The sequence below is a fragment of the Bacillus sp. DU-106 genome (assembly GCF_004799705.1).
GTDB classification, from domain to species: domain Bacteria; phylum Bacillota; class Bacilli; order Bacillales; family Bacillaceae_G; genus Bacillus_A; species Bacillus_A cereus.
Genome location: NZ_CP026607.1, coordinates 5,199,540 through 5,211,675, shown reverse-complemented (window position 1 = coordinate 5,211,675; position 12,136 = coordinate 5,199,540). Strand labels below are relative to the sequence as shown.

The following is a 12,136-nucleotide window of genomic DNA, read 5'->3' as shown; positions in this document are numbered from 1 at the left end:
ATGATCCGCACGGAAGAGATGCTTTTGAATGTAGGACCTCAGCATCCGAGTACACATGGTGTGTTCAGGCTCGTAATTAAGATTGACGGGGAAATTATTAAAGAAGCTACACCTGTTATTGGATATTTGCATCGCGGGACCGAAAAGATCGCTGAGAGCTTACAGTATACGCAAATTATCCCTTATACAGATCGAATGGACTATTTATCAGCCATGACGAATAATTACGTCATTTGCCATGCTGTGGAGACGATGATGGGGCTTGAAATTCCGGAGCGTGCCGAATACTTGCGAGTACTTGCGATGGAGTTAGGAAGAATTGCGAGTCATCTCGTTTGGTGGGGGACGAATCTTCTTGATATAGGAGCGGTCAGCCCGTTTTTGTACGCGTTTCGTGAACGAGAGATGATTATAAATTTATTAAATGAATTATGCGGGGCACGGCTTACTTTTAACTATATGAGAGTTGGTGGTGTGAAGTGGGATGCGCCAGATGGTTGGATTGAAAAGGTGGAAGAGTTTGTTCCGTATATGAGGGAGCAATTAGCAGGTTATCATGATCTTGTTAGCGGTAATGAGATTTTCTTAAATCGTGTGAAAGGCGTTGGTATATATAGCGCGGAAGAAGCGATCTCGTATTCTTTAAGCGGAGCAAATTTGCGTTGCACTGGAGTAAACTGGGATCTTCGCAAAGATGAGCCGTATTCGATTTATAATCGTTTTGATTTTGATATTCCTGTTGGAAGCGTGGGAGATGCTTGGGATCGCTACGTTTGCCGAATGCAAGAAATCGAGGAGTCTTTAAAGATTGTTGAGCAAGCGGTTCAGCAGTTCCCGAAAGATGGAGCTGTGCTGGCAAAAGTACCGAAAATTATTAAGGCACCTAAGGGAGAAGCGTTCGTACGTATCGAATCGCCGCGCGGAGAGATTGGTTGTTATATCGCAAGTGACGGAAAGAAAGAGCCGTACCGTTTGAAGTTTCGTAGGCCATCTTTTTATAACTTGCAAATTTTACCGAAGTTATTGAAAGGTGAAAACATCGCTAATTTAATTACGATTTTAGGTGGAGTTGATATTGTACTTGGGGAGGTTGATGGCTAATGATTGAGACGCTCTTACAATCACCTTCAAGCTGGACGAATTTCTTCATTTTTTTCGGATTAGCGGTACTTCTACTATTTGCAGTCCTTGGCTTCGTTACATATGGAATTTTGGCAGAACGGAAAGTGATGGGGTTTATGCAAGGGCGGATTGGACCAAACCAGGTTGGAGGCCGATTCGGTTTACTGCAAACGGTAGCTGATGTTTTAAAACTATTATTGAAAGAAGATAGTATTCCGAAAGCAGCAGATAAACCGCTATTTATATTAGCGCCTGTCATTGCATTTGCACCAGCATTTATGGTGCTTGCGGTTATCCCGTTCACTGATAAATTTCAATTTGCAGATATTGGAGTCGGGCTACTTTATTATATTGCTGTTTCCGGTATTACGACGATAGGTGTTGTAACTGGGGGATGGGCATCGAATAATAAATATTCCCTTTTAGGAGGGATGCGTGCGGCGGCGCAAATGATTTCTTATGAGATTCCGCTCGTAATGAGTGTAATTGGTATCGTTTTGCTAGCTGGTAGCCTGAATTTAAATGAGATTGTAGCGGCGCAGGAGAAGGTCTGGTACATTTTCGTACAGCCAATTGGATTCGTCGTTTTCTTAATCGCAGCAGTTGCAGAGTTAAATAGGACGCCATTCGATTTGCCGGAAGCGGAGTCAGAACTTGTTTCTGGATATCATACGGAATACTCAGGTTTTCGCTGGGCGTTTTTCATGCTTTCAGAGTACGTATATTTCTTCGGGATGGCATCGTTAATTACAGTGCTCTTTTTAGGCGGATGGAATCCAGTCATGTTTCTTGGATTTATCCCAGGTGCCGTATGGTTTGCTTTGAAATTTAGCAGTGTAGTCTTTCTATTAATTTGGTTCCGCGTTACGTTCCCGCGTATAAGAGGTGACCAGTTAATGGAGTTTGGATGGAAAGTATTATTGCCGATTGCACTTGCAAATATTTTCTTAACGGCATTGATTAAGGAGTTATTCTTCTAATCTATGAGGGGGGTGCCAGTAAGAGATGAAAGGACTATTTAAAGGGTTAAAATATACATTAAGTAATTTGAGTAAGAAGAAGGTAACGTATGATTATCCAAATCAACCGTTGCCGTTGCCAGACCGTTTTCGGGGGATTCAAAAATTTTATCCGGAGAAATGTATTGTTTGTAATCAGTGCTCTAACATTTGTCCGACAGACTGTATTCAGTTAACAGGAAAGAAACATCCGGATCCTACGAAAAAAGGAAAAATTATCGACACGTATGATATTAATTTTGAAATTTGTATTCTTTGTGATTTATGTACAGAAGTTTGTCCGACAGAGGCAATTGTCATGACAAATAACTTTGAACTCGCGGAATATTCACGTGATGACTTATTTAAAAATTTGCAGTGGCTTGACGAAAACGACGAAAACGTCAGGAAGGAGAATAAGGCATGAATGGCGAGTTTGTAGCATTCTTTATACTATCCTTGTCTGCAATTATCGGCGGTGTTCTTATGTTGAACTTAACGAAAGTTATGCACATGATGCTAGCTCTCGTTCTGACATTTCTCAGCATTGCAGGTTTGTATTTTCTTTTGTCAGCCGAATTTATAGGCGTTGCACAAATTTTACTTTACTCCGGTGCAATCACAATTATTATGATTTTCGGCATTATGTTAACGAAACATAACGCGGAAAATGAATCGCGTCTTACTCTTCGAAAATGGATTATCTTCTTTGCAGTTGTAGCATTTGGAGCGGTTATGTATTTCGCTGTTAATAATGTTGATTTTGCAAATGAAAGCACACAAGGAAGTTTACCTCTCCATGAAAACAACACACTTCAAATCGGTACGCTTCTCTATTCAAAATATATTATTCCATTTGAACTAACTTCAGTTATTTTACTTGTAGCACTCGTTGGCGCAATTATACTTGCGAAAAAGGACGAGAAAGAGGAGGATTCCAATGAGTAGCGTTCCAGCTTCTGCATATTTAACACTTGCGATTATTTTGTTTTGCATCGGTCTATTTGGAGCTTTAACAAAGCGGAATACAGTAATCGTATTAGTTTGTATCGAATTAATGCTGAATGCTGCCAATTTAAACTTAGTGGCGTTTAGTAAATTAGGCTTATTTCCGAATTTAACAGGTCAAATTTTCTCACTGTTTACGATGGCTGTAGCGGCAGCGGAAGCGGCGGTAGGACTCGCTATTTTAATTGCTTTATATCGTAATCGTACGACAGTTCAGGTGGATGAAATGGATACGCTCAAAGGATAGCATTGTGACCGAAAAAGGGGGAAGGAAACAATGATCGATTATGCATGGCTCATACCGCTTTTCCCACTCGTTTCGTTTTTGTTACTTATTATATTCGGGAAGAAAATTAGAGAAGGAAGCAGCGTACTTAGTATTTTTTTCGTCTTTCTCTCCTTTATACTTGCGGTACTTGTGTTAATAGAAAGGTTTTCAGAAGCAAGCGTGAAGCATAAGTGGGTGTGGCTTAGAGCTGGAGATGTGGATATATCATTCGGCTTTGAAGTGACTGCATTAGGAGCTTTAATGTTATTTATCGTGACGCTTGTGAGTCTACTTGTACATGTGTATTCGAAAGGTTATATGAAAGGTGATGAACGATTACCGACCTTTTACGCATATTTAGGACTCTTTACATTTGCGATGTTAGGGCTTGTTATATCAACGAATTTATTACAACTTTATATATTTTGGGAATTAGTTGGCCTTGGCTCATTTTTACTTATCGGTTTTTATTTCTTTAAAGAAGAAGCGAAGGCTGCTGCAAAAAAGGCTTTTATTATGACCCGTATTGGGGATGTTGGTTTATTTATCGGGATGATTTTAATTTTTTGGTACGCAGGTAGTTTTGAATATGACGCAATATTTAGGGCGATTTATACAGGGGATCTACCTCCTTACATGATTACAATAACAGCGATATTAATTTTTATCGGGGCGATGGGGAAATCAGGTCAGTTCCCGCTTCATACGTGGTTGCCAGATGCAATGGAGGGGCCAACACCCGTTTCGGCACTTATTCACGCGGCGACGATGGTCGCAGCTGGCGTATATTTAGTAGCGACGATGTTCCCTCTATTTTCAGCAAGTACAGTGGCGATGCAGACAGTGGCAATCGTTGGAGCTTTCACTGCAATCTTTGCGGCCTCTATCGGTCTTGTGCAAACAGATATAAAGAGGGTGCTTGCTTATTCTACAGTTAGCCAGCTCGGGTATATGATGCTCGCGCTAGGTTCTGCCGGTTATGTAGCTGGTATATTTCATTTAACGACACATGCTTTTTTTAAAGCACTACTATTTTTGGCGGCAGGAAGTGTAATTCATGCTGTGCATACGCAAAACATTAATAAAATGGGCGGTTTACAGAAGAAGATGAAAGTAACTGGTACGCTATTTTTAATAGGTACCCTTGCCATTAGCGGTGTTCCGCTGCTTTCCGGTTTTTTCAGCAAAGATGAAATTTTAGCGGCGACGTGGATGAATGGCAATTACGTTTTATTTACTTTAGCAGTAATTGCGGCATTTTTAACAGCGTTTTATATGTTCCGCCTTTACTTTCTTGTCTTTACTGGAGAAACGAAGACGAAGGAAGAAGTGCATGAATCGCCTCGCGTTATGACGTATCCAATGATTGTTCTCGGCGTTCTCGCAGTAGTGGCAGGATATATAAATACACCATGGTTTGGGACGTTTCTCGGAGATTGGTTGACGAAAGATGTAGGGTTTAAGGTTGAAGAAACGCATGGACCAGTTTGGATTATGATTGTTGCGACACTCGTTTCATTTGCGGGAATCGCTCTTGCATATTTCATATATAGGAAGAAATCAATTTCTAGGAATTGGGCTGGGGGTACGGAAACATCGCTTTATAATCTTTTGAAAGAAAAATATTATGTGGATGAACTATACAACATGACGGTGATTCCTATTACGAAAGGAATCGCTCATGTGCTTCGCTTATTTGAAGTGTATGTAGTCGAAGGAATTGCAGTTTTAATTGCAAGTGTAGTGAGAGGCACAAGTAACCTTGGATCGAAACTTCAAAACGGGAATGTACAAGTGTACGGTACTGTAACGGCGGTTTCGCTCGCTGTACTCGTCATTATTTTGCTCTATACGGGAGGGGATTTACGATGAATGATTTGTTGTTAACGTTCTTCATTTTTTCCCCGCTTTTAGGAATTTTATTGCTTGTATTAACACCGAAAAAGGAATTGCGTACAGTGCGAGCGCTTGGCTTATTTGGGACGGCACTGCCATTTGGAATCGCTATCGTCCTCGCTTGTACATATGCTTCTGGAAAGAATTTGTCACTATTCGATGAAAAGATGAAATGGATTAAGTTCGGCGATTTTACAGCGGTAGATAAAAGGTGGTTTTCTATTTATTACGAGCTCGGTATTGATGGTTTGTCGCTTGTCATGATGGTACTGACGGCTCTTCTAGCAACGCTTGCAGCAATTGCAGCCTTTTCTATTAAAAGAAATTTAAAAGCATTTTATATGCTGTTACTCATGCTAGAAATAGGAATGCTCGGTGTCTTTGCTGCTCAAAACTTAATGTTGTTTTTTATCTTCTTTGAAATTACGTTGCCACCAATGTTCTTATTAATTGGAAAGTGGGGAAAATTGTCGAGTGAAAAGGCTGCGTATAGTTATTTAATATATAACGGTATTGGCTCAGCTATTTTGCTCATTGTTTTCTCAATTTTGTTCGCGAAAACAGGTACAACAAATATTGTGGAGCTGAAAGAGATATTAAGAAGCGTAAACGCAGAGGGAGCACTCGTCATCCCAAGTAGTTTGCAGCTTAGTGTATTTATTGCCATAATGATTGCTTTTGCAATTAAACTACCTGTTTTTCCGTTGCACCGCTGGATGGTCAATGTACACATAGAAGCGCATCCAGCTGTAGTTATGCTTCATGCGGGTGTTTTGCTGAAGATTGGAGCGTACGGTATTATTCGCTTCGGGAAAGGGCTATTCCCGGAATATTTTCACGATGTTGCAACACTAATTGCGATATTAGGCGTAATTAATTTATTATACGGTGCCTTTTTAGCGCTCATCCAAACAGACTTTAGGAAAGTACTGGCTTACTCTAGTATTTCGCATATGGGAATTGTGTTAATGGGACTTGCGTCACTTAATGCACCTGGTACACAAGGAGCGTTATTCCAGGTTGTATCGCACGGTTTAATTGCAGCCTTGCTGTTTTTCTTACTCGGTGTTATAGAACAACGTTTCGGAACATCAGACATTACAGCGCTTGGTGGACTTGCAAAAAGTGTCCCAGTACTTAGCGGCTTCTTCTTAGCAGGAGGAATGGCATCGCTCGGATTACCAGGGATGTCTGGGTTTGTTAGTGAATTTCTTGCCTTTCTCGGTTTATTTCAAGGAGAGCCCGTCATTGCTGCAGTCGGTGTGATTGGCATCATTTTAACCGCTGTATATGTATTAAGGGCGACACTTCAAGTGACATTTGGAAAGAAAGAGTGGGAAGCAAAATCTGATATACACGGATGGGAGTATGTCCCTGTTTTACTACTTATCTTTTGTATTATTGCAATTGGAGTTATGCCAGAAATACTAGGGGATCCGCTTCAAAATACATTGAAAACATTGGGGGTGAAGTAGGATGGATATGAATACGTTACTTAGTTTATCGTGGCATCTAATGGTGCCAGAATTTATTATTCTCGGCGCCGCCATCCTTCTTTCCATATGTGATTTGTTTTTTAAGCTGAACCATAGATATGTAGCTTTTGGTGCGATTGCTGCTATCGTATTAGCAATCGTGTCATTAATTACGCTATATAGCGAACCAGCTGGAGATATTTTAAACGGATCGTTTGTGTTAGATGGATTTTCAAAAGGGTTTAAAACATTGCTATTAGGTGCCTCAGCTCTCATTTTATGTACCGCAATGAGCGATGATAAGAAGAATCCAATTGAAGATAAGGGTGAATATTATTACTTATTTTTAATGGCACTTCTTGGTGCGATGTTCATGGCTTCTAGTGTTGATTTCATTACCCTTTTCGTTGGTTTGGAGTTACTTTCACTTTCTTCTTATATTTTAGTAGGAATACGAAAAAAGAGCTGTGCATCAAATGAAGCGGCAATGAAATACGTCATTAGCGGAGGAATTGGAACGGCGATTACGCTCTTCGGAATGAGTTATTTATACGGTATTACAGGTTCAACTAACATTGTAGATATGCAAAAGGTACTCACTGGGGAACTCGCTAGTGGTATTCAGTTATTGTTAGCTCTCGCATTTCTTTTATTGCTAGTCGGTCTCTCATTTAAAATTGCCACAGTGCCGTTTCATATGTGGGCACCTGATGTATATGAAGGAGCGGCTACACCAGTTACTGCTTTTCTTGGAACGATTTCTAAAATTGCTGGTTTCCTACTCATTATTCGTTTGTTCCTTATGGTTTTTGCAAGTGTATTAATACAAGGAGATATGCAATCTTTATATGGGCGTATGAGTATATATATTGCGGTGCTAGCAAGTATTACGATGATTGTTGGGAATGTAGTTGCGTTAAAACAATACAATATAAAGCGTTTATTTGCTTATTCGGGCATTGCTCATGCAGGGTATTTACTCGTTCCACTTGTGGCATTATCACCATTTACGATGGATAGCATGTGGTTTTATATGCTGGCATACATGCTTATGAATATAGGCGCATTTGCCATTATCCACGGCTTAATCTTACAAAATAATGAGGAAAATATAACAATTTTCACAGGTTTATATAAAAGGTCGCCATTTACAGCGATAATGATGACAATTTTTATTTTATCGTTGGCTGGGGTACCAGGAACGGCTGGCTTCATTGGAAAGATTAATATCTTTTTAGGCGCACTTCATGTAGAGCCAGCACATTACGTACTAGCTTCGATTATGATGGGTACGACAGTTGTTTCATTCGTATATTATTTCCGTGTTTTACAACAAATGTTTTTCCGCACCGGAGAGACAGAAGAGAGAATACGGTTACCGTTAAATATAAAGGTTGTTATGAGTCTTTGTGCAATTTCGATTGTAATACTAGGGATTATGCCGATGATTGGGTACAATTTCTTTTATGAATATTTTCCATTAATGAAAGATTTCTTCTTCTTAGGGAACGTGGTACAATAGTGAAAATAAAAGGTGTGGAGTCAGTACTCTGCGCTTTTTATTTTGTGTTAACTTGTAATGTAGATATACGTTTTTGGAAAGAAAATCACGATGTAAAATGTAAGATGTCTATGTGCATTTGAAAAAGTGTAGCTCCTACTTATTATGGTATCGTTTTTATATTCTTTCATAAGTAGTAGCTGAGTAAAAAGGGGTCGATTTTTTGGCACAACTTTTAGGGCAACAAGCACTGATTGCCATTGTTTCGCATTTATTGTTTATTACCATTACGTGGTGGGCCTTACAAGGCATTCACATTGAGCGTTTAATGAAGTCCGGAAAAGTGCTGCAGACGCGAGTATTACTCATCTTAATTACAATTGCAATTGGGACATCTGTAAGTAACTTTTTCCTTGATTATTTAGGCTATTCGAAGAGTTTAACGTATTTAGTAAAGTAAGTGTATAGAACCTCAAATCTCCGTTAACAATGGGGATAGGAGGGGATGAAATTGAAGCTTAAAGCCATTCTTATTGTTGCACTTAGTGTTGTTTTATTTTTGGTTGGATATAGAGAAATGAAACCGATAAGCGATGAAAAGAAAATGGAGAGCATGATCAAGGCTTTAGAGAAAAATGATGCTAAAGTAGAAAAATGGTCATGGTTAGCGAGAGAAACAAAAACAATTTCTAACATACATACGTTTCAAAAGTTGTTAAACGATGTGAAGGAAAAGGCAAATATTCAAAAGTGGGAAGTAGAGCAATCTCCAGATGGATATAAAGCTACATCCTATAAAAAGCTTTCTTCTTATGAAGAACGAGTAGTAGTAACTTGGAGTAAAGAAAATACTAAAGAAAACACTTTCATTATCTTTGAAGTAAGTGGGGCGAAATGGGACCCGAAGTATGTTCAAAACATGAATAAAATTTTTAGTGAAAAACCTATAATTTACACTTGTGTTCAAGGTGTACTGAATGATAAGATTGAAGGTGTTTTGCAAAATAAAACCAATCAGGTTTTGAAAGATCTTTCAGCAAGAGCGATCGAACAAGTAGAAGAAAGAGCATTTGTGTCAGTCTCCGCATACAATAAAAAGTGGGATGACGCTCTTTCAACAAATAGAGAGAAAATAAATGTGCAAATAGCAATACGTTCTACAGACAACAAAGATACAATTGTGGTTGGCACACCGATCATAACTTCTGAGTATTGAGTGAATAGATACTGAAAAAAGGACACGGAGGGGAATAATTTGGAAAAGATCATCGTCCGTGGCGGAAAGCGGTTAAACGGCACAGTGCGTGTTGAGGGCGCAAAAAATGCTGTATTACCTATAATCGCTGCAGCCCTATTAGCGAGTGATGGAAAGAATGTACTATCTGAAGTACCAGTTTTGTCTGATGTATACACAATTAATGAGGTATTACGTCATTTAAATGCTGAAGTCGTATTTGAAAATAATCAAGTAACAATCGATTCTTCTAAAGAACTAAACATTGAAGCACCATTTGAATATGTACGTAAAATGCGTGCATCTGTTCAAGTAATGGGACCATTATTAGCACGTAACGGTCGTGCTCGTATTGCACTTCCTGGTGGATGTGCAATTGGTTCACGTCCAATTGACCAACATTTAAAAGGCTTCGAAGCAATGGGAGCAAAAGTACAGGTTGGTAACGGTTTTGTTGAGGCATATGTTGAGGGAGAACTAAAAGGAGCTAAAATCTACTTAGACTTCCCAAGCGTAGGCGCGACAGAAAACATTATGTCTGCAGCTACATTAGCAAAAGGGACAACAATTCTTGAAAACGCAGCGAAAGAACCAGAAATCGTTGACTTAGCTAACTTCTTAAATGCGATGGGAGCGAAAGTACGCGGAGCTGGAACTGGAACGATTCGTATCGAAGGCGTTGATAAATTATATGGTGCAAACCACTCTATTATTCCTGACCGTATTGAAGCGGGAACATTCATGGTTGCAGCAGCAATTACTGGTGGAGACATCTTAATTGAAAATGCTGTACCTGAACATTTACGCTCAATTACAGCGAAAATGGAAGAAATGGGTGTTAAAATTATTGAGGAAAACGAAGGTGTACGTGTTATCGGCCCAGATAAGTTAAAAGCGGTTGATATTAAAACTATGCCTCACCCAGGTTTCCCAACAGACATGCAATCACAAATGATGGCATTATTACTACAAGCTGATGGAACAAGCATGATTACAGAAACGGTATTCGAAAACCGCTTTATGCACGTTGAAGAATTCCGTCGTATGAATGCTGATATTAAAATTGAAGGTCGTTCTGTTATTATGAACGGTCCAAACAGCTTACAAGGTGCTGAAGTAGCAGCAACTGACTTACGTGCTGCAGCTGCATTAATCTTAGCTGGTTTAGTATCAGAAGGTTATACTCGTGTAACTGAGTTAAAACATCTTGACCGTGGCTATGTAAACTTCCATAAGAAATTAGCTGCATTAGGTGCAACTATTGAACGTGTAAACGAAAAAGTAGAAGAAGTGAAAGAACAAGAAGTTTCTGATCTTCACGCTTAATTGAAATAGTCTCTATGTCTTTTGACATAGGGGCTATTTTTTTGGGTTATTACTGTTATAGTCAATAAATTCTATACTTATGCACGTACCAGTAAAAATATTTAGAAAATTTCTGTTTTATACTCTTCCCTTTAAGTATGTTCTAAAAGAAAGAGTTGTTCCATAAGAATGAATGGAGTAAAGCTTTTATATTGGGGGAAAATAGGATGAAATTTTCAAAGCCACTTTTTATTACAGTAGCGCTCTTAATAGCGCTCGTTATCATTGTACCTGCAGCCCTTGTTATTCCATTTGCGAAAGCAAAAGTAGGGGAAGAAACGGCCTCTAAAACTCCTCCAGCGATAGAAAGCATACCAGCTCCAGGAAAAGTAGATACAGCTGTTCAAGTTGCTGTATATCGCGAAAAACAGAAGAAGGTAGAAACATTACCAGTGGAGGAGTATGTGACAGGTGTAGTAGCTTCTGAGATGAATGCCAGTTTTGAAATAGAGGCACTAAAGGCGCAGGCATTAGCAGCGAGAACATTTGTAGTACAACGTATGCTAAGCGGAGGAAAGAAAAATAATGCGGACGTGACAGATACGGTGAAAGATCAAGTGTACAAAAGCAAAGATGAATTGAAGAAGCAATGGGGTAATAACTACGAAAATAATTTGAAGAAAATCGAAGAAGCCGTTTCGAAAACAGCAGGACAAGTTTTAACGTATGATGGAAAACCAATTTCAGCATCCTTCTTTTCAACGAGTAATGGTCGAACAGAAAATGCAGCTGACTATTGGGGAAATGATTATCCGTACTTGAAAAGTGTAGATAGTCCGTGGGATCAAGCCTCTCCAAAGTTTACGAGCGAGCAAACATTTACAGTAGCTGATTTTCAAAAACGTCTCGGTGTGAAAGTGCTAGCAGACGGGAAGGTTGGAAATATTAAAGACCTTACAGAAGGAAAGCGCGTAAAGGATGTAGCTTTTCAAGGAAAAATATTAACAGGAAAAGAAGTTCGTGAAAAGTTAGATTTACGTTCTTCTGATTTTACGTGGAAACAACAAGGAGATAAAATCATCGTTACGACGAAAGGCTTCGGTCACGGCGTTGGTATGAGTCAATACGGGGCGAACGGCATGGCAGCAGAAGGAAAGAAATATACAGATATCGTCGCTCATTACTATAAAGGCGTTGAAATAAAGACGATGAATGATTATGAAGGAAAGTTGATGGTGAAAAAATAGGTGTCAGAACTCTGGCACCTATTTTTTTCTGTTTAAAATATCATAATTTTCCATTAATTGTTTGGTATAATAGGATAAAAAG

12 protein-coding genes are annotated in these 12,136 nt (G+C 39.2%); all 12 read left to right on the top strand.

Annotation, left to right across the window (positions count from 1 at the left end; genetic code table 11):
* The 12 genes from nuoD to spoIID all read left to right on the top strand — a co-directional run bounded on the left by nuoD (position 1) and on the right by spoIID (position 12,054).
* A complete protein-coding gene (nuoD, locus tag C3Y97_RS26690) occupies positions 1-1,101 on the top strand; it encodes an NADH-quinone oxidoreductase subunit NuoD (RefSeq protein WP_000621444.1) in 1,101 nt (366 codons plus the stop codon).
* Positions 1,101-2,102, top strand: coding sequence for an NADH-quinone oxidoreductase subunit NuoH (gene nuoH, locus C3Y97_RS26685; RefSeq protein ID WP_000573426.1), 1,002 nt, complete (start codon positions 1,101-1,103; stop codon positions 2,100-2,102). Before nuoD ends, nuoH begins: the two co-directional genes overlap by 1 nt.
* 25 nt (positions 2,103-2,127) lie before the next feature.
* Positions 2,128-2,547 carry an NADH-quinone oxidoreductase subunit NuoI gene (gene nuoI / locus C3Y97_RS26680; RefSeq protein WP_000677191.1) on the top strand — a complete coding sequence of 140 codons (420 nt, stop codon included), beginning with the start codon at positions 2,128-2,130 and terminating at the stop codon, positions 2,545-2,547.
* Complete coding sequence (locus C3Y97_RS26675) at positions 2,544-3,068, top strand: NADH-quinone oxidoreductase subunit J (protein ID WP_001012812.1); 525 nt, start codon at positions 2,544-2,546, stop codon at positions 3,066-3,068. Before nuoI ends, C3Y97_RS26675 begins: the two co-directional genes overlap by 4 nt.
* The gene (gene nuoK, locus C3Y97_RS26670) at positions 3,061-3,375 is read left to right on the top strand and encodes an NADH-quinone oxidoreductase subunit NuoK (RefSeq protein ID WP_000100079.1); all 315 of its coding nucleotides are present in this window, start codon (positions 3,061-3,063) and stop codon (positions 3,373-3,375) included. Before C3Y97_RS26675 ends, nuoK begins: the two co-directional genes overlap by 8 nt.
* A 30-nt stretch (positions 3,376-3,405) precedes the next feature.
* Positions 3,406-5,268, top strand: a complete 1,863-nt coding sequence (nuoL, locus tag C3Y97_RS26665; protein WP_016125745.1) for an NADH-quinone oxidoreductase subunit L — start codon at positions 3,406-3,408, stop codon at positions 5,266-5,268.
* Entirely contained in the window at positions 5,265-6,767 is a 1,503-nt protein-coding gene (locus tag C3Y97_RS26660; RefSeq protein ID WP_000998925.1) for an NADH-quinone oxidoreductase subunit M, read from the top strand. Before nuoL ends, C3Y97_RS26660 begins: the two co-directional genes overlap by 4 nt.
* Before the next feature lie 7 nt (positions 6,768-6,774).
* Entirely contained in the window at positions 6,775-8,289 is a 1,515-nt protein-coding gene (nuoN, locus tag C3Y97_RS26655) for an NADH-quinone oxidoreductase subunit NuoN (RefSeq protein ID WP_348769960.1), read from the top strand.
* Between the two features lie 202 nt (positions 8,290-8,491).
* Positions 8,492-8,728, top strand: a complete 237-nt coding sequence (locus C3Y97_RS26650; RefSeq protein ID WP_000057889.1) for a DUF1146 family protein — start codon at positions 8,492-8,494, stop codon at positions 8,726-8,728.
* 51 nt (positions 8,729-8,779) lie between these two features.
* Complete coding sequence (locus C3Y97_RS26645; RefSeq protein ID WP_025688661.1) at positions 8,780-9,484, top strand: YwmB family TATA-box binding protein; 705 nt, start codon at positions 8,780-8,782, stop codon at positions 9,482-9,484.
* 39 nt (positions 9,485-9,523) lie between these two features.
* Positions 9,524-10,828, top strand: a complete 1,305-nt coding sequence (murA, locus tag C3Y97_RS26640) for a UDP-N-acetylglucosamine 1-carboxyvinyltransferase (protein ID WP_000411274.1) — start codon at positions 9,524-9,526, stop codon at positions 10,826-10,828.
* 206 nt (positions 10,829-11,034) lie between these two features.
* Positions 11,035-12,054 carry a stage II sporulation protein D gene (gene spoIID / locus C3Y97_RS26635; RefSeq protein WP_136363711.1) on the top strand — a complete coding sequence of 340 codons (1,020 nt, stop codon included), beginning with the start codon at positions 11,035-11,037 and terminating at the stop codon, positions 12,052-12,054.
* Positions 12,055-12,136 lie beyond the last annotated feature (82 nt).

What these genes read in the sequence shown, in the direction of transcription:
- nuoD (WP_000621444.1), top strand. Translation starts at nt 1, where the DNA reads ATGATCCGCACGGAAGAGATGCTTTTGAATGTAGGACCTCAGCATCCG.
- nuoH (WP_000573426.1), top strand. Translation starts at nt 1,101, where the DNA reads ATGATTGAGACGCTCTTACAATCACCTTCAAGCTGGACGAATTTCTTC.
- nuoI (WP_000677191.1), top strand. Translation starts at nt 2,128, where the DNA reads ATGAAAGGACTATTTAAAGGGTTAAAATATACATTAAGTAATTTGAGT.
- C3Y97_RS26675 (WP_001012812.1), top strand. Translation starts at nt 2,544, where the DNA reads ATGAATGGCGAGTTTGTAGCATTCTTTATACTATCCTTGTCTGCAATT.
- nuoK (WP_000100079.1), top strand. Translation starts at nt 3,061, where the DNA reads ATGAGTAGCGTTCCAGCTTCTGCATATTTAACACTTGCGATTATTTTG.
- nuoL (WP_016125745.1), top strand. Translation starts at nt 3,406, where the DNA reads ATGATCGATTATGCATGGCTCATACCGCTTTTCCCACTCGTTTCGTTT.
- C3Y97_RS26660 (WP_000998925.1), top strand. Translation starts at nt 5,265, where the DNA reads ATGAATGATTTGTTGTTAACGTTCTTCATTTTTTCCCCGCTTTTAGGA.
- nuoN (WP_348769960.1), top strand. Translation starts at nt 6,775, where the DNA reads ATGAATACGTTACTTAGTTTATCGTGGCATCTAATGGTGCCAGAATTT.
- spoIID (WP_136363711.1), top strand. Translation starts at nt 11,035, where the DNA reads ATGAAATTTTCAAAGCCACTTTTTATTACAGTAGCGCTCTTAATAGCG.